At 49.9% G+C, this 21,270-nt stretch carries 23 protein-coding genes; 11 read left to right on the top strand and 12 right to left on the bottom strand.

Translation table 11 applies throughout. The annotated features are described in order from the left end of the window. Window positions 1-77: 77 nt before the first annotated feature. The 3 genes from ACJAZW_RS01210 to ACJAZW_RS01200 form a co-directional block, all read right to left on the bottom strand. Window positions 78-1,730: a L,D-transpeptidase family protein gene (locus tag ACJAZW_RS01210; RefSeq protein ID WP_415155026.1), complete on the bottom strand. Its 1,653-nt coding sequence runs from the start codon at window positions 1,728-1,730 to the stop codon at window positions 78-80. 187 nt (window positions 1,731-1,917) lie between these two features. Then, window positions 1,918-3,393 carry a sigma-54-dependent transcriptional regulator gene (locus tag ACJAZW_RS01205; RefSeq protein ID WP_415155025.1) on the bottom strand — a complete coding sequence of 492 codons (1,476 nt, stop codon included), beginning with the start codon at window positions 3,391-3,393 and terminating at the stop codon, window positions 1,918-1,920. A gap of 122 nt (window positions 3,394-3,515) precedes the next feature. Continuing rightward, window positions 3,516-4,052: a hypothetical protein gene (locus ACJAZW_RS01200; RefSeq protein WP_415155024.1), complete on the bottom strand. Its 537-nt coding sequence runs from the start codon at window positions 4,050-4,052 to the stop codon at window positions 3,516-3,518. A 178-nt stretch (window positions 4,053-4,230) separates the two neighbouring features. On the opposite strand from ACJAZW_RS01200, the gene ACJAZW_RS01195 reads away from it, so the two are divergent. The 5 genes from ACJAZW_RS01195 (at window position 4,231) to ACJAZW_RS01175 (ending at window position 9,228) form a co-directional block, all read left to right on the top strand. Then, window positions 4,231-6,051: a M3 family oligoendopeptidase gene (locus ACJAZW_RS01195; protein ID WP_415155023.1), complete on the top strand. Its 1,821-nt coding sequence runs from the start codon at window positions 4,231-4,233 to the stop codon at window positions 6,049-6,051. Window positions 6,052-6,088: 37 nt separating this feature from the next. Further along, on the top strand, window positions 6,089-6,220 hold the full coding sequence (locus ACJAZW_RS01190) for an aa3-type cytochrome c oxidase subunit IV (RefSeq protein ID WP_415155022.1): 132 nt from the start codon (window positions 6,089-6,091) through the stop codon (window positions 6,218-6,220). A gap of 88 nt (window positions 6,221-6,308) precedes the next feature. Continuing rightward, window positions 6,309-7,457, top strand: a complete 1,149-nt coding sequence (locus ACJAZW_RS01185; protein WP_415155021.1) for a Re/Si-specific NAD(P)(+) transhydrogenase subunit alpha — start codon at window positions 6,309-6,311, stop codon at window positions 7,455-7,457. Further along, the gene (locus tag ACJAZW_RS01180) at window positions 7,454-7,816 is read left to right on the top strand and encodes a proton-translocating transhydrogenase family protein (protein WP_415155020.1); all 363 of its coding nucleotides are present in this window, start codon (window positions 7,454-7,456) and stop codon (window positions 7,814-7,816) included. The genes ACJAZW_RS01185 and ACJAZW_RS01180 overlap by 4 nt, the downstream gene beginning before the upstream one ends. An 8-nt stretch (window positions 7,817-7,824) precedes the next feature. Next, window positions 7,825-9,228, top strand: coding sequence for an NAD(P)(+) transhydrogenase (Re/Si-specific) subunit beta (locus ACJAZW_RS01175; RefSeq protein ID WP_415155111.1), 1,404 nt, complete (start codon window positions 7,825-7,827; stop codon window positions 9,226-9,228). Between the two features lie 52 nt (window positions 9,229-9,280). Here the strand turns inward: ACJAZW_RS01175 and ACJAZW_RS01170 are convergent, their stop codons facing one another. Further along, a complete protein-coding gene (locus ACJAZW_RS01170; RefSeq protein ID WP_415155019.1) occupies window positions 9,281-9,811 on the bottom strand; it encodes a cytochrome b in 531 nt (176 codons plus the stop codon). Window positions 9,812-9,907: 96 nt separating this feature from the next. Between ACJAZW_RS01170 and ACJAZW_RS01165 the strand changes: the two genes are divergently transcribed. The 3 genes from ACJAZW_RS01165 to ACJAZW_RS01155 all read left to right on the top strand — a co-directional run bounded on the left by ACJAZW_RS01165 (window position 9,908) and on the right by ACJAZW_RS01155 (window position 12,831). After that, entirely contained in the window at window positions 9,908-10,360 is a 453-nt protein-coding gene (locus ACJAZW_RS01165) for a MarR family winged helix-turn-helix transcriptional regulator (RefSeq protein WP_415155018.1), read from the top strand. Window positions 10,361-10,456: 96 nt separating this feature from the next. Beyond that, on the top strand, window positions 10,457-12,100 hold the full coding sequence (locus tag ACJAZW_RS01160; RefSeq protein ID WP_415155017.1) for a hypothetical protein: 1,644 nt from the start codon (window positions 10,457-10,459) through the stop codon (window positions 12,098-12,100). An 89-nt stretch (window positions 12,101-12,189) separates the two neighbouring features. Next, complete coding sequence (locus tag ACJAZW_RS01155) at window positions 12,190-12,831, top strand: DsbA family oxidoreductase (protein ID WP_415155016.1); 642 nt, start codon at window positions 12,190-12,192, stop codon at window positions 12,829-12,831. A gap of 91 nt (window positions 12,832-12,922) precedes the next feature. Here ACJAZW_RS01155 and rpsU read toward each other — a convergent pair whose 3' ends face one another. The 4 genes from rpsU to ACJAZW_RS01135 form a co-directional block, all read right to left on the bottom strand. Further along, window positions 12,923-13,141 (bottom strand): 30S ribosomal protein S21, encoded by a 219-nt coding sequence (gene rpsU, locus ACJAZW_RS01150; RefSeq protein WP_415155110.1) that lies wholly within the window; start codon window positions 13,139-13,141, stop codon window positions 12,923-12,925. 161 nt (window positions 13,142-13,302) lie between these two features. Beyond that, window positions 13,303-14,397 (bottom strand): 5-(carboxyamino)imidazole ribonucleotide synthase, encoded by a 1,095-nt coding sequence (locus ACJAZW_RS01145; RefSeq protein ID WP_415155015.1) that lies wholly within the window; start codon window positions 14,395-14,397, stop codon window positions 13,303-13,305. Continuing rightward, window positions 14,387-14,881: a 5-(carboxyamino)imidazole ribonucleotide mutase gene (gene purE, locus ACJAZW_RS01140; protein ID WP_415155014.1), complete on the bottom strand. Its 495-nt coding sequence runs from the start codon at window positions 14,879-14,881 to the stop codon at window positions 14,387-14,389. The genes ACJAZW_RS01145 and purE overlap by 11 nt, the downstream gene beginning before the upstream one ends. 119 nt (window positions 14,882-15,000) lie before the next feature. Further along, window positions 15,001-15,213, bottom strand: coding sequence for a YdcH family protein (locus ACJAZW_RS01135; RefSeq protein WP_415155109.1), 213 nt, complete (start codon window positions 15,211-15,213; stop codon window positions 15,001-15,003). Between the two features lie 188 nt (window positions 15,214-15,401). Here ACJAZW_RS01135 and ACJAZW_RS01130 point away from each other — a divergent pair, with 188 nt between their 5' ends. Beyond that, window positions 15,402-15,578 (top strand): YdcH family protein, encoded by a 177-nt coding sequence (locus ACJAZW_RS01130; RefSeq protein WP_415155013.1) that lies wholly within the window; start codon window positions 15,402-15,404, stop codon window positions 15,576-15,578. Between the two features lie 76 nt (window positions 15,579-15,654). On the opposite strand, the gene ACJAZW_RS01125 is transcribed toward ACJAZW_RS01130, so the two are convergent. Next, window positions 15,655-16,425, bottom strand: a complete 771-nt coding sequence (locus ACJAZW_RS01125; protein ID WP_415155012.1) for a sulfite exporter TauE/SafE family protein — start codon at window positions 16,423-16,425, stop codon at window positions 15,655-15,657. Window positions 16,426-16,529: 104 nt separating this feature from the next. Here ACJAZW_RS01125 and ACJAZW_RS01120 point away from each other — a divergent pair, with 104 nt between their 5' ends. Next, window positions 16,530-17,057: a 2'-5' RNA ligase family protein gene (locus ACJAZW_RS01120; RefSeq protein ID WP_415155011.1), complete on the top strand. Its 528-nt coding sequence runs from the start codon at window positions 16,530-16,532 to the stop codon at window positions 17,055-17,057. Here ACJAZW_RS01120 and ACJAZW_RS01115 read toward each other — a convergent pair. The 3 genes from ACJAZW_RS01115 to ACJAZW_RS01105 all read right to left on the bottom strand — a co-directional run bounded on the left by ACJAZW_RS01115 (window position 17,054) and on the right by ACJAZW_RS01105 (window position 20,909). Then, the gene (locus ACJAZW_RS01115; protein WP_415155010.1) at window positions 17,054-18,907 is read right to left on the bottom strand and encodes a monovalent cation:proton antiporter-2 (CPA2) family protein; all 1,854 of its coding nucleotides are present in this window, start codon (window positions 18,905-18,907) and stop codon (window positions 17,054-17,056) included. The genes ACJAZW_RS01120 and ACJAZW_RS01115 overlap by 4 nt on opposite strands. A 129-nt stretch (window positions 18,908-19,036) precedes the next feature. Continuing rightward, window positions 19,037-19,771, bottom strand: coding sequence for a DUF1013 domain-containing protein (locus ACJAZW_RS01110; protein WP_415155009.1), 735 nt, complete (start codon window positions 19,769-19,771; stop codon window positions 19,037-19,039). 121 nt (window positions 19,772-19,892) lie between these two features. Then, entirely contained in the window at window positions 19,893-20,909 is a 1,017-nt protein-coding gene (locus tag ACJAZW_RS01105) for an NAD(P)H-quinone oxidoreductase (RefSeq protein ID WP_415155008.1), read from the bottom strand. Window positions 20,910-21,024: 115 nt separating this feature from the next. Here ACJAZW_RS01105 and ACJAZW_RS01100 point away from each other — a divergent pair, with 115 nt between their 5' ends. Beyond that, window positions 21,025-21,207, top strand: a complete 183-nt coding sequence (locus ACJAZW_RS01100) for a DUF1192 domain-containing protein (RefSeq protein WP_415155007.1) — start codon at window positions 21,025-21,027, stop codon at window positions 21,205-21,207. The last annotated feature ends 63 nt before the right edge of the window (window positions 21,208-21,270 follow it).

Raw genomic sequence — 21,270 nt, 5'->3', positions numbered from 1 at the left:
GCCGAACCAAGGCATCTTTGGCAATTTGCCCGGCACAGTTAATCTGTACGCGAAGGTATTGCCGTATTCAGGCCGTTCTAGCCCTTAAGCAACGCTTTGAGCTTCGTGTTGTGGCCGTAGACATCACCAAAGCTGCGCACGGTGCCGTCAGCATCAATCCGAAGTGTGAAATAGGCAAGGTGTACCGGAATTTTGTTTTTAAGATTATTCCATTTCTCATTTTTGCCCATCATGCCTTTTATTTTTTCCAAACTTAGGCTTGGCTCATAGCGCAATAGTGCATCGGCAAATTCAAGCGGGTTCTGCACACGCACACAACCGTGCGAGTAAGCGCGTCTGCTTGAGTTGAATAGGGATTTGGATGGTGTGTCGTGCAGATAGACCGCATGTTTGTTGGGGAATAAAAATTTGATGGAGCCCAATGCATTGTCGCGGCCTGGCCGCTGGCGAATGCGGAATGGCGGCTTCTTGATATTGACATTTGCCCAATCAATTGACGACGCGTTAATCACCTTGCCGCCAGCAAGCAGTTCATAGTTTTTGCTCTCGAAATAATTTGGATTGCCGATGGCGCTGGGTAAAAGTTCATTGGTGGCGATTGACGACGGCACATTCCAATAGGGATTGACGACGACATGCTCGATCTCATCCGAAAATATCGGTGTTTTGAATTCAGGTTTGCCGACCACAACACGCGTTTCATGTTGAACAATGCCGGATTTGACGACCTGCAATCGATATTCTGGAATATTTACAAAGACGTTGAAATCTCCGAGGTCCTTTGGCATCCAGCGCCAGCGTTCCATATTGGCGACAATGTCCTCAACGCTTGCGCCCTGCGCGCCGTTTAGGGCGGCAACTGTTGCTGGACCAACGACCCCATCTCCATTGATCCCGATAGAGGTTTGGAATTTTTTCACCGCTTCTTCTACTTGGGCGTCGTAGACGAGCTCTTTTGATGCATCGACCAATGTCAGATCAAGTCTTTGGCGAAGAATTGGCAGCCGCTGGTCCGAGAATCCAAGTTTAATCAATTTACCATCTGGCACAATGATTTGCTCAATCTCAGGTCCTGCTATGCGTTTGGACAATTCGGCGCGTAGCCCCAAAAACTCTGGGTGGGTGGGGTGCATGCTTTGTAGTAGGGCGGCTGGATTGTTGGAGCTGACCAGGTCAATGCGCAGTTTTGCGAGATCAACTTGCGTTGGACGCAACGATATCGACCGGGAAACAGCACTTGGTGCGATGCGGCCGCTCGCGGCATGTTGGGCGTAAAGTATGGCTGCATCTGTGAACGCAACTTCAACCAGCGCTAATTTTTGCGGATCGCCTTGGGCACCGGCAATATCAAGTTTGCCCGTCAAATAGTCGGTTGTGCGAAGGCCTTCAAATTCTGCGTTTTTAAACAGGTCAATGACGGCTTGCGCTTTTGATGAAAAGGCGACCTGGTCGGTGCTTTTTTCAAGCCAAAGCGGTTCAAAATTTCGCGCACCATAAAAATAGTAAAGGCTTTGCGCGTTTTCCCAGGTCCGGGTTCCGGACTTTGCACCATAATAGTCTTCGCGAAGGCCGGTTTTAATGATTTTTGCGAGCGGGGAAATTGCAGGACCGATAACAACCCGAGTTGCTTCAATTCCATTGACCAAAATGGTTTCTTGGGCCATGGCACCCCATGAGCCCAAACTCACAAGACCACATGCCAGAATCAACGAACGAAATTTGCAACCCATTGTCATTCCTCCAAGCCGGACGCACATAATGGCACAAGCTCTTGCCAAAACACGCTTTTATTGCGTCATTAGCTAACAACGCATTCAACAAACACTAAATGTCGGTAATTTATACGTCGAGTTTGGAGCAAAACCAAGCTTTTCGCATTTTTGTTACCGTAAAATTGCACGGCCAAATTGCAAAATACTAGGCCGCGTCGCTTTCTTCTAACCCATATTCCTTGATTTTTCGGTAAAGCGTGGAACGCCCAATACCCAATGCACGTGCAACTGCACTCATTTTGCCGTGGTACTGATCTAAGGCAAAGGCGATAAGGTCGCGCTCCACATGCACAAGAGGTTCGATGTCACCATCTTGGCCGACAAACCGGTCTTTTTCTTTCATGTCGGGCTGTTGTTCGCTTGGTGAAGGTATAGACAGATCATCAATATGCACAGGGACTGACATATGTGGATGGCTTGCCAATTGGGATCGGATCTTTTCGGCTCCTGCAATGGTTGCGCCAATTTGGGGGAAGTCGCTGGGCTCTAACTCAGCGCTGCCGGCCAAAACGACCGCGCGATAAATTGTGTTTTCCAATTGGCGTACATTGCCCGGCCAGTCGTAGCTCTTTAGAAGCGATAATGCTGCAGAATTGCATTGTGAGATTTGTCGTCCCTCTTCGGACGCAAAGCGCGCGATGAAATGGGCAATAAGTGCGTCCAGATCATCCATTCGTTCGCGCAGGGGTGGCAAATAAATCGGAAAGACGTTTAGTCGATAATACAGGTCTTCGCGGAAATGACCTTCTTTGGTGAGATTGAGCAGACGCTTATTGGTGGCGGAAACGATACGCACGTCGACTTTTTCAATTTTTGTTGCACCGACAGGTTCGATTTCACCTTCTTGTAGGGCGCGTAACAATTTCACTTGCATATCGAGCGGCAATTCGCCGATTTCATCCAGGAATAGCGTGCCACCATCGGCTTCTTGGAACTTGCCTTTTTGGTCGCTTATTGCGCCCGTAAACGATCCTTTTTTGTGGCCGAACAGAATCGATTCGACGAGATTTGGTGGAATGGCGCCACAATTGACTGTGACAAAAGGCTTATTGGCGCGCTTTGAGCTGGCTTGGATGGCACGCGCCACCAGTTCCTTGCCGGTGCCGCTTTCCCCCTCAATTAAAACAGGGATGTTGGATGCGCCAGCTTTTGAGCCGAGCTCTTTCACGCGGTTCATAACAGGTGATTTTGTGATGATATCATCAAACCCGAAATGGCCTGACAATCGATTGCGCTCGGTGCGCAGACAGGTTTCAAGACTTTGTCGTTTCAGTGCGTTTTGCAAAGAAATGGTCAAGCGCTCTGGGGCAACTGGTTTTACGAAAAAATCAACGGCGCCGTGGCGTATTGCGGTGACGATGGTCTCAATTGATGAGTTCGCCGTTTGCACAATTACGGGATGCTTCATGCCGCGTTTTGTCATTTCGTTCATCACCGCCATGCCGTCCATTTCCGGCATCACCAGATCAAGAATTACAGCGTCGATTGTGGTTTCTTCAAGGATTTGTAGACCAGACGGCCCCGACAGGGCCTCAAACGCGTCATAGCCGTTTGCTTTAAGAATTTCAGTGCTCAGACGACATTGCACTGGGTCATCGTCAATAATCAGGACTTTGGCCATTCGTGATAAAACTCGCAATCAATGATGATCTCACCCCGGGGCTAAACGTGGCGAATCATAGAACTGTTCTATTTTGGAGCAGGTTAGGGTGGAGTTCTTAACAGTGGTTTAAGCATAATTGTTCATGTAACGATCGTTTTGGACTTTTGGTTCATCACCTGCATGGAAAACCCAAGCCAAAATAGGAGAGTGGCAAGGCCTAAGTTTGAAAATGGCTGATAGGGCGTGAGCGCAGGAACGAAGGCAACGCCTATGCTAAATATGGTCACCAGAATAAGCGTGATGCCAACCCAGTTAGGCAATTCTGATTTTGTGATGATCCATATGCCGAGCGCTAATGCACCCAGAGTAACCGCTGTTCCTGCGACTAAAAACAATGTCGATTGGGCGATTTGTGCATCTGAGGTGACCCCTGAGCCAATGACCAGCAATGCGATCAGCGTAAAAACCCACATGCCTACGCTGACCAGCATTATACCGGCGCGACCGATAATGTCTTTGCCGACGGCTGGCCAGATCGCAAAAACGCCAGCAGCGATTAAAGCAAACGCTATTGCTGAAATTGTTGAATTAAGAGCTGTGTAGCCGCCCTGTGTGAGTTCAGTGAGTTCACTCACAACCCAAACAAATGAACCAAGCATCAATATTACTGCAAACATAATTTTCGCCTCTCGTGGGTTGGTCACCAATATGGTGCGACCTCTTTATCCTGTCACCCCCCAATTATTTGTGCGCTACGCAAAACCATAGCGCACATATCGTGCAATCCCGCCCCTTCACAAGCGATGCGAATATGTTAGTGTTTGCGCAAAGTTTTTTCGGAGATACGTATTACAGATGAATAAAGTTGTATTTGGTGCGGCGGCTGAACAAAAGCCAGGCGTAGAATTTGGTAATTTGCCGGAGTGGGACCTATCCGATCTGTATCCGGATGTGCAAAGCGATGAGATCCAGGCCGATATTGCTCATTGTGAAGCGGAGGCCAAGCAGTTTGCACAGGACTTTAAGGGCAAGCTGGAAGAATTGGCCAAAAATGGTGGCCTGATCAACACGATCACACGCTATGAGGCGCTGTCTGACAAGATGGGACGCCTGGGCTCGTTTGCCTATCTGCAATATGCCCAAAACACATCCGACCCTGACCGGGCGAAGTTCATGGGTGATATGAACGAAAAGCTCACCAGCTTTTCAACGCCCTTATTGTTCTTCACGCTTGAAATGAACCGGATCGACGATGCGATTTTGGATGCGGCGTTTGAAAAAGACACATTGTTGGCGCGCTACAAGCCGTGGTTTATCGAATTGCGCAAAGCAAAACCGTATCAGCTTGAGGACCGGGTTGAAGAGCTGTTTCATGACAAATCGGTGACAGGTCGGTCCGCTTGGAACCGTTTGTTTGATGAAACGATGGCCAGCCTTAAGTTTGACGTTGATGGCAAAAAACTGTCGCTTGAGCCAACTCTGACCCAGATGACCGACAAGGATGGCACAAAGCGCGAAGCTGCGTTTAAGGGGCTGGTCGGTACTTTGGGCGAAAACCAGCGTTTGTTTACCCACATCACCAATGTGTTGGCCAAGGATAAAGAAATTTCTGATCGTTGGCGCGGGTATGAAGATGTGGCGGACAGTCGTCACCTTGCCAATTCTGTCGAACGCGACGTTGTTGATGCGCTTGAAGGTGCAGTGCGCGAAGCATACCCAAAATTGTCTCACCGCTATTATGCGATGAAGGCAAAATGGTTCGGTATGGAAAAGCTGAACGCATGGGACCGCAACGCGCCATTGCCGAACGATGATGACCGTTTGTTCAATTGGGATGAAGCCACCGACATGGTGATGTCGGCCTATGGTAAGTTCTCCCCAGAATTGGCCGAGATTGCACAACCGTTCTTTGGCTCTGGCTGGATCGATGCGCCTGTGCGTGAAGGCAAGGCTCCGGGCGCGTTCGCGCACCCCACGGTGCCAAGCGCACACCCCTATTTGATGCTCAACTATATGGGTAAAGCGCGGGACGTGATGACGCTGGCGCACGAATTGGGCCACGGTGTTCACCAGGTGTTGGCAGCAGATCAAGGGCCATTGATGGCATCAACACCTTTGACATTAGCTGAAACGGCAAGTGTGTTTGGTGAAATGCTGACTTTCCGTTCTTTGCTGGACGCAACAACCGACAAAAAAGCCCGGTTTGCGCTGTTGGCGGGTAAGGTTGAGGACATGCTGAACACCGTTGTCCGGCAAATTTCGTTCTATAGTTTTGAGCGCAAAGTACATACGGCGCGGCGCAATGGCGAGTTGCGATCTGAAGAGCTGAACCAAATGTGGGTGGACGTGAGCAAGGAAAGCCTTGGCCCGTCTGTTATTCTGAACGAAGGCTATGAGAGCTTTTGGTCATATATTCCGCATTTCATTCATGCGCCATTTTATGTGTATGCCTATGCGTTTGGCGATTGCTTGGTGAATTCGCTTTATGCGCAATATCAAAAATCGGAGGACGGATTTGCACAGCGCTATCTTGACTTGTTGCGCGCTGGCGGGTCCAAACATCATTCGGAATTGTTGGCACCATTTGGCTTGGATGCCAAAGACTCGAATTTCTGGTCACTGGGTCTTTCGATGATCGAAGGTCTAATTGACGAGTTGGAAGAATTGGACGCTTGATCGCGTTCATATATGAACTGATTAAATGGAGAAATTGATGAGCACTGAAGCAGAAAAACTTTTTGAAGAACAATCTAAGACGTTTTCAAGCGTCATGAATGTTTTTAAATACTCAACCATCGGCATCGTTGTGGTTCTTGTGTTGATGTATTTCTTCCTCGTGGCCTAATAGGTCACGAGTTTGGCGTGCCGCAAATGTGGGGGCGGCGCATTTTTGTTAATGCGTTTGGGCTGCTTGTAAGCCCAGGGAGTAAGGCATGAAGATAGCGATTATACGCGAAACTGCCGCCAACGAAGCCCGTGTGGCGGCCACACCGGAAACGGTAAAAAAATATATCGGGCTCGGCGCTAAAGTTAGCGTCGAAAAGGGAGCTGGCGAAGGTTCTAAAATTCCTGATGCAGAATATAAAGAAGCGGGAGCAACTGTTTCTGCCACCGCATCGGCTACGCTAAAAGGCGCGAATGTTGTGTTGACTGTGCGTCGACCGACGGCCACCTCTCTAAAGGGAGCTGCGAAAGGGGCGTTGGTTATCGGCCAAATGGACCCATTCGGCAATGAAAAAGACATTGCTGCATTGGCAAAGGCTGGGTTTGGCGTATTTTCCATGGAGTTTATGCCCCGGATTACCCGGGCGCAGGTGATGGATGTATTGTCCTCGCAAGCCAACCTTGCAGGCTATCAAGCCGTCATTGAAGCCGCAGTTACCTTTGATAGGGCGTTCCCGATGATGATGACGGCTGCGGGCACAATTCGTCCGGCGAAGGCCTTTGTTATGGGAGCTGGTGTTGCGGGTCTGCAAGCCATAGCCACTGCAAAACGTCTGGGCGCGATTGTGTCGGCAACGGACGTGCGTCCGGCTGCAAAAGAACAAGTTGAATCTTTGGGCGGCAAATTTGTCGCGGTTGAAGACGAAGAGTTCAAGCAGGCTGAAACCTCTGGCGGTTACGCCAAAGAAATGAGCCAAGAATACCAGGCCAAGCAAGCCGAGCTTGTGGCGACCCATATTGCCAAGCAAGATGTGGTGATTACCACAGCGCTTATTCCGGGCCGTCCGGCGCCGCGTTTGATCACCAAAAAGATGGTTGAATCCATGGCACCGGGGTCGGTGCTTGTTGATTTAGCTGTTGAACGTGGCGGCAATATTGAAGGCGCAAAACTTAATGAAATTGTTGACCATAAGGGCGTCAAAATCATTGGGTTTGAAAATATGGCGGGCCGGGTAGCTTCGTCTGCGTCCCAGCTCTATGCGAAAAACCTATATTCTTTCCTTGAGACACTTGTCGATCAGGAAACAAATGCATTGGCGGTGAACCCAGAAGACGAACTGGTCGCCGCAACACAACTGACGCGTGATGGCGCTGTTGTGCATCCGGCCTTTGCGGATAAGAAGGGAGCGAAATCATGATTGCAACATTAGATCAACTATCGACCGCCACTGGCGCTGCGGCATCTGCGGCATCGGGCGGCACAATTGACCCCTTCATTTTCCGGTTGGCAATTTTTGTGCTGGCAATTTTTGTCGGCTATTTCGTTGTGTGGTCAGTGACCCCGGCTTTGCATACCCCATTGATGAGCGTGACGAACGCGATCTCTTCGGTGATTGTGGTTGGTGCTTTGCTCGCGGTTGGCGTGCAATTGGCGGCGGATGGGAATTGGATTTCCAAAGCGTTTGGGTTTTTGGCTTTGGTGTTTGCCAGCGTCAATATTTTTGGTGGCTTTATGGTCACGCAACGCATGCTCGCCATGTATAAGAAGAAGGGGTAAGCGATATGATTTCCGCAAATATTGCAGCTCTATTGTACCTCGTTTCTGGGATGCTCTTCATTATGGCGCTTCGGGGCCTTTCTTCTCCAGCAACCGCGCGTCGTGGCAATACCTATGGCATCATAGGTATGGGCATTGCGATTGTCACAACTCTGGCAGTAGCCGCACCAACTGACATGCTGTCTTGGGCATTGATCATCGGTGGTATCGGCATTGGTGGCACAATCGGTGCTGTAATGGCCCGTCGTATTGCGATGACAGATATGCCCCAACTTGTGGCGGCGTTCCACTCGCTTGTTGGTTTGGCCGCCGTGTTTGTTGCCGCGGCCGCACTTTATGCACCAGACGCCTTTGGCATAGCCACCGACGGTCAAATCCACGCGCAAGCGTTAGTTGAAATGAGCCTTGGTGTGGCGATTGGTGCTTTTACGTTCACAGGTTCTGTAATCGCGTTTGCTAAGCTTAACGGCAACATGTCAGGTAAACCGATCATTTTGCCCATGCGCCATGCTTTGCATATCGCTCTTGGGGTATTGTTGGTCTATTTGGTTTGGCAGTTCACAATAAGCGGCGACCCAATGTGGTTTTGGGCAATTACGGTCTTGGCGCTTGTGTTGGGTGGTTTGATGATTATCCCAATTGGTGGTGCGGACATGCCAGTGGTTGTGTCGATGCTCAACTCATATTCGGGTTGGGCTGCGGCTGGTATTGGCTTTACGCTCGGCAATACGGCGTTGATCATCACCGGTGCGCTGGTGGGCTCCTCTGGTGCGATTCTTTCCTACATCATGTGTAAAGCGATGAACCGTTCGTTTATCTCTGTGATCCTTGGTGGCTTTGGTGGCGACGGTGGTGCTGCCGCTGGTGGCGAGGAAGAAACGCGTCCGGTCAAGCAAGGCTCAGCAGATGATGCGGCTTTCATGATGAAAAACGCTGGTAAAGTGATCATCGTGCCTGGTTACGGCATGGCGGTTGCCCAAGCTCAACATGCGTTGCGTGAAATGTGCGATTTGCTTAAAGCGGAAGGAGTGGAGATCAAATATGCGATCCACCCTGTTGCCGGGCGGATGCCGGGGCATATGAACGTGCTGCTAGCCGAAGCGAACGTGCCATATGATGAGGTTTTTGAGTTGGAAGACATCAACTCAGAGTTCGCGCAGTCAGACGTTGCTTTTGTGATTGGGGCGAACGACGTCACCAACCCATCAGCGAAAACTGACAAGACCTCGCCGATCTACGGCATGCCGGTTTTGGATGTTGAAAATGCGGGAACGGTGTTGTTCATCAAGCGCGGTATGTCTGCGGGTTATGCGGGGGTTCAGAACGAATTGTTCTTCCGTGACAATACAATGATGTTGTTCGGTGATGCCAAAAAAATGACGGAAAACATTGTGAAGGCTTTCGGGCATTAGTTTCGCTAGTCTTTGAAAATTTGAAAGGGCGCTTTTTGAGCGCCCTTTTTGTTTATTTGCTCGGCATCATGCGCGCGAGCAAATTGTCTTTTGCAATGTACTGATGATAGATCGCACCGCCGATATGTAGCACGAGGCTGGCCAAAAACAGTTTTGAAAATATGCTGTGTGCACTTGCTGAAACTATGCCTGATAGTTCTGGCCAGATTTCTGGCTTGCCCAGTCGCAATATGTCGCCAAGACCAGAAAGCACTAGCGTGGCTACGCCTGATCCAACAAGTGCAAGCGGAAACACATACAACAAGATGTGGATGATTTTTGATCCCCATTTGACAGCGAATGACCAATTTGGATCGGGTGCTGGGCGGGCATGACGAAAAGCAAAATAGGTACGTACCAGCAATAAAATACCGGCAAGCAGGCCCAGCGGGGCGTGCAATTTGATGATGCTAAATTTCAGCACTTCATCTGTTGTATTGGCCGAAATGGTCCCGGCAATCAAAAGCGCTATGAGCAATATCGCTAGCGCCCAATGCAGCGCACGTGCAGTGCGCGAATATTTTTTGACGTCTAGTTGATCCATTCCGTTTCCTTACTTTGTCAAAGCGATTGCAAAAGAGCTGCTTTATGTTACGTTACATGTAATACAATTTGTGTTCCATGTAAACTAAAAAGCGAAATGTCAAAAAAGTCGATTGAACCACCGCCAGATTCGTTGGGCAGATTGGTGTCGGTAACGGCGGCACGGGCGCAGCAAATTCTGGCTCGTTTGTTGGAGCCGCATGACCTAACGCCACAACAATGGATTGTGCTGGGCGTTTTGTGGCGACGCGATGAGGTAAGTGTTGGCGAGTTGGCACGCTATATGCGGAGTGAAAAGCCAGCAGTTTCGCGGCTTGTTGATCGAATGGAAAAGGCTGGATGGGTGGAAAAATGCACGTCGTGCAGCGATGCGCGTTCTGTGTTGGTTTCCGCTACAAATAAGGCGAAAGAAAAAGAGCATCTGCGCACACTCTACAAGCAAGTGAATGCTGCATTATTGTCTGACTTTGCGCCTAAGGAGAGTGATCAATTGTACGCGCTATTGGAGCGAGCACGAGAGAACGCATCACATTATCTCAGTGAAAAATGAGTAATTGCCAACAAGGTTTGAGCGGGGCTGAACTTGTTTTCGTCAGCAAACTGGTACACCGTAATCTTTAAGCATTTCAGGCAAGGGCAATAATCAGTGGCAGGTGAAAAGCAAGCAATTGTGGTGGTGCATGGCATGGGCGAACAGCGGCCCATGGGCATGATGCGTCGCATCGTTGAAACGCTTTGGACCACGGATAAATCCGTTCTGAATGAAGGTGATCGCCACATTGGACCAGACGGCAACAAAAGCTGGATCGTGCCTGACCTTAAGACTGGCAGCCACGATTTACAGCGCATCACCACGCCGCCTGCAAAGGACGGCAAGCGCACTGATTTCTTTGAGTTTTATTATGCGGATGTGCTGGACGATGCAAAGTTGCGTAATCTTTGGCGTTGGCTTTTGCGCATCATTATGGTGCGCCCCGGATATGTCGTGGACCGTATGGTTTGGCCCTGGGCCGCCTTATGTTTTCTGATCGTTTTAATCGGTTTGGTCGCTTTTGGCGTTGTGCTGTTAGGGCTTGGCACCATGTTTGAATTGCATTGGTGGAATTTGGACGGCGGTTCAGCACGGCTAAATGTTTGGCAAATTGGCTTTTTGGGGGTGCTTAATCTTGGGCTGATGGTTGGTTTGGCGCGTTTGGTGCCAAACTTGCGCTGGATTTTGCGCTGGCCCGCTTATGCGGTGATCACCACGCTTGTCTATTATACGTTGTTTGGTATTGGCGGAGTGGAAGTGCGGTCTGCTGTGGTCGGGGGTACGTTGTTGGTCACCATCCTGACGGGCATGTTCTTTTTGCCCTATCTGGGCGATGTGGCCGGTTATATGGGTGCGCATCCAGATACAGTGAAACGCCGTCATGACGTGCGTGAACGTGGTCTTAGCCTGTTGCGCGACCTGCATCATGATCCAACCTATGACCGTATCGTCGTTGTGGCGCATTCGCTTGGTTCAGTCGTTGCTTACGATATTTTGCATTTGCTGTGGGAAGAGCTTGGGCCGACCAATGAGAACCCGCCGACAGACCGGGTTCGGCAGGCGCTGTTTGAGCATGATGTTTTTGTCAATAACCATCAAAGTCGTTATTGGAATTCCCTGACCATAGCGTCCTATCAAGCCATTCAAGCCAATGTCACCAAAGCCATTCGGATATCAGGTCCAGTTGAAAATAAGCACGGCCATAAATCTCGATCCTATTGGAAGATCACCGATTTTGTATCTTTTGGCTCGCCTTTGAGCCATGCCCAATTTCTGATTGCGCGCGGCGTTGAAAATTTTGAAAAACTGAAAGAAGAACGTTTATTTCCAGTGGTTCCGCCACGTCCCTACAATGAAGACTTTGGCGTGCTCTATACGCCCGACAAACTGGAATTCAACGAAGAATATGCGGGTATGCCAATTCCAGAAACAACTGCGGAATGGGCGCTGAAGGCCCCGCGGGCATATGCCCATCATGGCGCGGTGTTTTCGGCCGTCAAATGGAGCAATATGTTTGATGAGCATCATCCCTTGTTCTTTTGGCAAGGCGATGTGTTGGGTGGTCCAGTAAGTGGTCTACAGCTTTTTGGGCGGGGCATTTTGGAACACAAAGTGCGCATTACGTACTCAAAATTCGGGCTCGCTGGGTTGCGGTTGATTACGCATACGCGCTATTGGACCAATACGGAGCAAACTGGTATTGCCGACCATATTGTTAAATTCCGCAAAGCCGTTGGGCTGATAAAGTCTGGAAAGTAAACCGGCACCATCTGCTCCCAAAGGTTTGATTTGTCGTTTCCGCATTGCTTTAGTATTGAGAGCTCGAAAAGCAAAACAAGGAGTGCCAAATGGCTGAATTGCGCATCGATATATTTTCTGATCCCGTATGCCCATGGTGCTTGGTTGGCCTTCACCGTTTGAACAAGGCTGTCGCGGCGCTGCCCGGTGACGTGAAGGTCGACATTTTCCATCACCCTTATTTGCTGGATGCAGACGCGACCAAGGAGGGGGAGGACGTTGAAACCATGCTGCGTCGGAAATATGGCACGGACCCGGCCCCCATGTGGGACCGTTTGGAAGAGGAAGCCAAGAAGTCTGGCCTTGATTTGGATATGCGCAAGCAAAAAATGCGCTACCCGTCCCAAGCGGCTCAAGTGCTGATTGCAGCGGCTGAGGCAAAGGGTACGCAGCATGAGATATCGATGGCGATGAGCCACGCGTGTTACGTGGATGCGCTCAATATATCGGATATTGACGTGCTGGTTGAAATAGGCGTTGCACATGGGTTCACCCGTGAAGAAGTATTGGCGCTGGTTGAGCGCGAAGACCTGCAAAAGGAAGTTGAAAAGGCTGCCTTAAGCGCATCCCAACAGGGCATTCAAGGTGTGCCGTTCTTTATTCTAGGCAATAAATATGGGCTTTCCGGCGCCCAGCCGGATGAGGTGTTTAAAGAGGCGTTGGAACAGGTGCTGACAGGAGCTATTGAATAGCTGCGACAATTATCCATCAATGAACAAAGAAAAACGCCGCTGAAAAATCAGCGGCGTTTTTTAATTCTCTAGCTATGAACTGGTACGCCTATTAACGACCAGGTGTAACCAAACCTTCACGCTGTAAGCGCTTGCGAGCCAATTTACGGGCGCGGCGCACAGCTTCAGCCTTTTGACGGGCTCTTTTCTCAGAAGGTTTTTCATAGTAGTTACGCAACTTCATTTCACGAAATACACCTTCGCGTTGAAGTTTCTTTTTCAAAGCTCGAAGAGCTTGATCTACATTGTTATCGCGAACGACTACTTGCACGCGGCACACCACCTTCAAAAGAGTTAAACCAAATTTCAAACGCGTTTGACAAAAAGCCAAATGCGCTGTGGCCAGCAAACCAGCCAAGCGTTGGGTGGGTGAATACCAAACATGGATAGGCTTGTCCAGCGTTTGACGACGGAAATTACGTCTAAAGAGGCTTAATTAGTGCCTTTTTTGGTAAAAATCCGATTGATGTGCCCCATTTTTCTACCCTTACGTATTTCAGATTTGCCGTAATGGTGAACTTGCGCGTTCGATTCTGTGGTTTGCATCCCGGCAATGATCTCATCGCCGATCAGGTTTTCCATCACCACATTTGAATGCCGCTCCGGGCTGCCAAGGTCCCAACCGGCTACTGCGCGGATATGTTGTTCAAATTGATCGTTCAAGCATGCCGCTTGTGTCCAGTGCCCGGAATTGTGGACACGTGGCGCAAATTCGTTCACCACCAACTTGTCGCCGTCGGGTGTGGACACCACAAAAAATTCAACGCCCATCACGCCGACATAATCGAGCGCAATAATCAGTTGAGTTGCAATTGCTTTGGCGGCTTCACCCAGCGCCTTGGAAATATTTCCCGGCACAGTAGACGTTTTAAGAATGTGGTTTTGATGTACATTTTCCGCCGGATCGTAAGCTGCCACATGACCGGTTTGATCGCGTGCGATGATCACCGATATCTCTTTCTCAAAAGGCACGAAGCTTTCCAGAATGGCGGGCTGTTCGCCAATGGCGGCGAAGGCGTTTGCCACATCATCGTCGGTCTTGAGGATGGTTTGGCCCTTGCCGTCGTAACCAAAATGTCGGGTTTTGAGGACAGCGGGCAGGCCGATTTTTTTAACCGCACTATTCAGTGCTGATTGGCTATCCACTTTTGCATATGGCGCGACTTCAATGCCGATGGTCGAAATGAAGCGTTTTTCCACCAGCCGGTCTTGTGAGGTTTCTAACGCTTTAGCTGAAGGAAACAGCGCCGTACCTGCTTGAGTTATCGCGGCTGCGGTTGCTGCGGGCACGTTTTCAAATTCGTAAGTGACGCAATCAACGCTTTGAGCAAATTTGACCAATGAAGCGATATCTTCATAGGCTGCGATCGTTTTGTGCGGGGTCACAGCGAAAGCTGGACTGTTAGGGTCCGGGCAAAATATGTGGGTGTTTAGGCCCAAGCGATGGGCAGCAAGCGCTAACATGCGGCCTAACTGTCCGCCGCCTAAAATGCCGATGGTCGCACCAGTTGCGAGTTTATTTTTCATCAATCGGGAACTCAGTGACGTTGGCGGTGCGGTTTTCGCGATAGGCGATCAAGTTGTTGCGCGCGTCCTCGTTGGACAGGGCAATAACAGCTGCGGCCAACAAAGCGGCGTTGGTTGCGCCTGCCTTACCAATGGCCAATGTGCCTACCGGAATGCCCGCAGGCATTTGCACGATCGAATAAAGGCTGTCCAGCCCCTTCATCGTGCGGCTTTCCACCGGGACGCCGAAAACGGGCAAATGGGTGAGGGCGGCAATCATGCCGGGTAAGTGCGCTGCGCCACCTGCCCCTGCAATGATGATTTGAAAACCATCGTCGGCGGCCGTTTTGGCAAAATCATACATCCGATCAGGCGTACGGTGCGCGGAAACAATGCGTGCTTCGTAAGGAATTTGAAGTTGGTCGAGTGTCTCAGCAGCGTGGCGCATTGTGGCCCAGTCAGACTGAGAGCCCATGACGATGGCTATCGGCGGGTTTAAAGGCATTTGTGCCCTCTCGCGTTGCGTCAAAAAAGGCGTTTAGCCTACAAAAAGACTTTGAGCAAGTGGTGTAAAGTCTAATTGGCGAAGATCGACGTGTAAATTTTTGGCGAAAAGGCGCTTTGTTACGCAATTATGTCCGGCAATAATATATCTTCTATCTCTTTGATCCGGTCTTTGAGCGTTAGTTTTTTCTTCTTTAAGCGCTGCACCAGCATGGGGTCGTTCTGCCCCGAATGGGTTAGGGCGTGAATTGCTGCATCCAAATCTTTATGTTCTTGTCGTTTAGACGCCAGTTCCAGTCCCAATCTTGCCCGTTGTTCGGATGTCAGTTGCATCATGCGCTGGCGGGCCTTTCGTGATTCTACTGGTGCCGGTATATCGAAATTATCTCATATTACAAATGATTGCATAAAGATTTAACCGTGTGCGCAAATTTGTGCCAAATTTGAATGATTTGTTGATTGGACAGCGTAACATTTTTTTGTCACACTGATCGACGTACTTACAGAGAAAGGAAGACTTCATGACAACTACTTCCCACCTCAACGCGCTGGAGCGCCGTCATGCCTCGCTTGACGATGAGATCCTCCAAGAATTGCAGCGCCCCGCTCAAGACGAGCTGAAAATCGGCATGCTGAAGCGCAAAAAACTCGAGTTAAAAGACGAGATATCGCGAATGCAAAATCAGACGCGACAATAGGTGAGAATAGAAATTCTTTTGAGTATCAATCAAGTGGGCCACGATCATTCTCGTGGCCTTTTGTTTTTGGTTCGTCTTACAAGAAACTTAGGATGCCGTCATAGAGCAGCTTGAGTGCCAACATGAAGGCCAATATATAAGCCATTTTGTAAAATAGTTCTGTTGAGATGCGTCGCACAAGGTAGACGCCCAACACCATTCCAAAAATCGCGACAGGTATCAAAAGCGCTGATTTGGCGAGATTGGAAACCGATAATTGTCCCAAGAAAGCGTAAGGGATTAGTTTTGTGGTGTTGACCACGGCAAAGAAAATCACCGTTGTGCCCGCATATAGGGTTGGTTTTAAACGCTGCGGTAACATGAAAATTTGAAATGGCGGACCGCCCGTATGGCTGACAAAACTTGTAAAACCTGCCACGTTGCCCCAAAACCACCCCCAGGGCCTGGACGGAGGAAGGCCTGAAAGTGTTTTGCGCAACGGTAGCCATTCATCAAGGCAGAACAGTACAGTGACAGTGCCAACCATGAGGCGCACCATGCCTTCAGAAATAAAGGCAAAGAATATCCAACCCAGAACAATACCGGTGATGGCACCGGGAAGTAGGATTTTGAGGTTTGGCCAATGGATTTCGCGCCGATAGGCCATCAGGCCAATCGCATCCATTGACAACAATACGGGCAGCATGATGCCCACGGCTTCGGTGACAGGCATCACGATGGATAAAAGCGGTACGCCGACAAAACTGAGTGAGCCAATCAAACCAGATTTTGACAGGGCAACCAGAAATACGGCCAAGGAACTGATTATGATGACCCAAGGGTCGATCGAAGTAATGTCGAGGGGCATAAGTAAAATACGTAATTGATTGGTGGGGTCCTAGCAGGTTAGATCATCCAACTTGCCGGGCCAAGTCAATGTTGGCAATTTTGGTCTGCGAAAGGTGTTTTGTTATGGGGAGTGCGGTTTCGCTGGTGGCGCGCAACAAAAGCGCGCGTGCGATTACCCATTTGTGGCAAGAAGTTTCAGGGTTTGAAACATCGCCATCCATGCCTACGCTCAATTATCCGCCGCATTTTACCTTCGCCATGTTTGAGCACGTGACCGGCGCACAATTGAAACGGCAGTTGAATGAGGTCTTTAAACGAACAAAGCCGGTACGGGTAACTTTCGATAAGATCAAGTTTTTTGATGTGGAACCGATGGTGGTGTGGGCAGCGCCTGTGCAAGTTCCACGGTTATTGGCGTTGCATCATGAAATTCATGGACAGGTGGATGCAGCCAAATGCAGAGCTAATTACTTGCCCGGCAAATGGCATCCGCACTGCACGCTGGCGACCCAAATCGATCCGGCAAATCGTGAGGCGGTGCTGCGCTACATCAATGCAGAAATCGGAGAGTTTGATGTGATCTTCAATTCCATTGAGATCATTGAATTTTCGCCGATCGAAGTGATCAAACAGTGGCGGTTGGACCTTTAGCTCTTGTCTTTCTTTTTGGCAGCTTCAATTTCGGCTTCCAATTCATCAAGGTCGGCTTGCATCACTTGCATAAGCAATTGGCGCGCAGTTTTGACGTGACCAATCATTGCTTCGTCGTCACCACGCAATTCATATGCTTCGTGCAACATCTCCACATCATGCTTGGCAAATGCGTTGGCGAGGCGCTTGGCTTTTGCCTCCGTGTAGCCAAGTGAAACAAGTGCTTTGATGCCAAGATGCAATGCCGAATGGAACGTGTCGCGCTCAAATTCATGAACGCCGATATCCATCAAGTCATGTGCGTGGTTACGGTCGCGGGCGCGGGCGAGGATGCGAATATGCGGAAAATTTGCCCGGACCATGCGGGAAATCTCAGACACGATTTCAGGGTTGTGAATGGAAATGACCATCAATTCCGCTTTGTCTGCGCCGGCGGACGTTAACAGATCGAGCCGTCTTGCATCGCCATAAAACACTTTGGCGTCGAATTTTTTCATCAATTCAATCTGCTCGGGGTCATGGTCAATCAGAGTGGCTTCAAAGCCTTGCGCAGTTAAGAGACGGGTTACGATTTGGCCAAAGCGACCATACCCGAGAACTATTACACTGTTGCGCACACTAATGTCGTCGTCGGGCCGTTCGGGTGACTGCAGCGAGGGCAAGTTGGGCACCACCAACCGGTCAAAAGTGATCAATAAAACGGGTGTAATGATCATCGAAAGGGCAACGGTTACGTTTAAAAGGCTGGCCAATTGTGGATCTAGCGCTCCGGCGCCCGATGCAAACTGGAACAAGACAAATGCGAATTCGCCGCCTTGCGCGAGTAATGTGGCGAACAAAAGTCGATCCGCGATGTGAAATCGAAATAGCGTCGCAAGACCATAAAGCACGGCAAACTTGATGGTGGCGAGAACCAGGACCAGGCCAAGAATGAACCAAGGGTTGTCCAACAACACTGAAAATTCAATCGACATGCCAACCGAAATAAAGAACAGGCCGAGCAACAGGCCTTTAAATGGCTCAAGGTTGCTTTCCAACTCGTGCCTATATTCGCTGTCGGCCAAAATGACGCCAATCATGAAGGCGCCAAGCGCTGGGGAAAGATTGATCCATTCCATCAGCAACGCTGCTGCGACAACGAGCAATAACGCGAACGCTGTGAAAATTTCACGAACACCAGATTGCGCGATAATGCGCAAAACAGGTTTTAACAAATAGCGCCCAGCAAGATACATGGAGGCAAAAACGAAGGCGACCCGCCAACCCGCTTGCCAACCGGATTCATCTTGTACGGCAGCACCGTGAACATCTGATGGGGCGTAGCCGGCCAGTTCTGGGATAACCAAAAACGGGATGATCGCAAGAAACGGGATAACGGCCACATCTTGTACCAAGAGCACTGAGAAGGCGGAGCGGCCAACGCTTCGTTGCATAATCCCGCGTTCATCGATGATTTTGAGCACAATGGCAGTTGAAGAAAGCGATAGGCCTAACCCCATAACGATGGCTGATTGCCAGGGCATATTGAGCCCAATGCCGATGCCAGCAATCAATATTGCGCTAATGATGACCTGCGGGATGCCCAGGCCCACAAGGCGCACGCGCATATTCCAGAATTCGCGTGGTTGCAATTCTAAGCCGATCAAGAACAGCATCATCACGACGCCAAATTCTGAAAACCGAAATATTGTTTGTGGGTCAGCTACGAGCCCTAAGGCATATGGGCCAATCAGGACGCCGGCGAGCAAATATCCAAGAACGGGGCCAAGGCCTGTCAGTTTGGCGAGTGGCACCACCACCACCGCGGCCGACAGAAAAATGAAGCAGGCGAAGAGAAAACCATATTCCATTAGGGGTGGCCTTTTGCTGTTTGTGGCCAATGAAAAGAATAAGAAAAAAGCGGACCCGCCATAATTACCTCCGTTAAGGAAGTATGATGGCTGATCCGCTTTTACGATTAATTAAGAACCATGCGAAAACTAATCGTCGTCGCGGTTGCTTTTTTTGTTTGCAAGGCCCGAAAATACGCTGTCGATGTCATATACGGGTTCTTTTGGATCATTTTCGCCCAAAACAGAAGGTTGTGTGTCAAGGAAACCTTGGTCGAACACAGGCGTTGGTACTGCGGTGGCCATGGCTTCTTCGGCGGTCAACAAGCCAGAATCTTCGGGGCGAATTTCTTCTGCTGGTGCGTTTTTCGCCGCTTTGCGCACTTCCATGTCCAGTTCAACTTGTGTGCAAAGACCCAATGTTACCGGATCGGCAGGCGTCTGGTTTGAGGCGTTCCAGTGGGTGCGTTCACGCACAGATTCAATGGTTGGCTTTGTGGTGCCCACAAGGCGCATCAATTGTGCGTCTTTGAGCTCTGGGTGGTTGCGCACGAGCCAAAGAATGGCGTTTGGTTTTTCTTGGCGCTTTGAAACAGGCGTGTAGCGTGGGCCACGACGCTTGATTTGCGGCACGATTGTTTTGGGGCTCGACAGGACCATGCGGTAGTTTGGATCAGCTTCAGCCTTTTCAATTTCTTCCTTGGTCAACTGATCGTTTTGGATTGGGTTTGCACCTTTGATGCCGCCCGCCACGTCGCCGTCTGCAATGCCTTGTACTTCCAGCGGATGCAGTGTGCAAAATGAGGCAATCTGGTCGAATGTAAGACCTGTATTGTCAACCAACCAAACGGCTGTGGCTTTTGGCATTAATAATTGTGTGGCCATGATAAATCTCTTTCCTCGGGTGCGAGGCTTTCAGTCACCTTGCACGCCCCTCATTTTGTAAAATTGATGGGGAATTGGGCTCCGTATAGCGCTGAATGGGCAAAATTGCAATCACAATTAATTAACTGTGCGCATCTTGGTTGAATGCTGTTTGGAGAATGATCTTGCCGTAGTGATCGCCTGCATCCATTGCGGCATGGGCCTTTGATGCTTCTTCAAGCGCAAATGTTGTGATGCGCGGTTTGATGAATTGGGTGCTTTCTAGGGCAGGCCAGGCCTGCGTGTGTAAATTGTCAGCAATCCGCGCCTTCACTTGATTGGGTTGTGCGCGCAAGGTGGAGCCAAACAGCGTCAGGCGTTTGGCCACGATCAAGCCCATGGTAATGGTCGCCTCGCGTCCGCCAAGATTTGCCAATTGCACAATTGTGCCGTCCATTGCTGCCGCGCGAATATTCCGGTCCACATAGTCCGACCCGATAATATCAAGGATCACGTCTGCACCTTGGCCATCTGTGGCGATCTTGGTTTTTTCAACAAAATCTTCGGTTAGATAATTGATCGCCAAGTCCGCGCCAACAGAACGAACATAGTCAAGCTTTTCATCCCCTGAAGCCGTTGCAATGACAAAGCAATTCTTCAGTCTTGCCATTTGGATCGCTGCCGCGCCAATGCCCCCAGCACCGCCGTGAATGAGAACGGTTTGCCCGTCACGCAATTGCGCTCTGTCGATCAAGGTTTGTTGCACGGTGAACAATGTTTCGGGCAGCGCCGCGCCTTGGGTCATGCTCCAGCCTTTGGGTAAAGGTAGGGCCTGACCTGCAGGCACGCTGACATATTCTGCGTAACCGCCGCCATTGCACAAAGCGATTACCTGATCTCCTTGCTTGAACTTGGTGCCGCCGCGCCCGACTTGCGCCACCACCCCAGCGACCTCGAGACCGGGCAGGGGGGACGCGTCTTTTGGCGGCGGATAGGCGCCCATGCGCTGCAAAATGTCCGGGCGGTTGACGCCTGCTGCGTGAACTTTGATCACCAGTTCGCCTTCATAGGCATAGGGCATCGGTGCATCGTGTGGGGTTAAGACCTCAGGACCCCCTGGTTGATCAATCGCGATCGCACGCATGGTTTGTTCGCTCATCTTGCTTGTCTCCGCAGTTATGTTCAAAATTCTTTAACATTGGGAGTTGCCCAAATTGTGATTCTACACACATTATTTTGTTCATGTATGCTGAAAATAACAGGGGAGTTGTTAAATGGATGATGAGGATTATGTGAAGCCCAAGTCTCACGAATTGGGTATGCCATTGGAGGCAATTTCGGTGGATGAACTTCACGAACGGATCAAATTGTTGGAAAGTGAGATTTTGCGATTACGCGGTGAGATTGAGGTGAAAAAATCGAGCAAGGCTGCCGCAGACGCTGTTTTTAACATTTGATTGAACCCGTTTAATGCAAATTCACAAGTGTTGGGCAAAGCTTGCCATCATGGCGAAAACCGA

Source organism: Maritalea sp. (assembly GCF_047634455.1).
GTDB lineage: Bacteria > Pseudomonadota > Alphaproteobacteria > Rhizobiales > Devosiaceae > Maritalea.
This window is presented reverse-complemented; position numbering and strand designations above follow the sequence as displayed.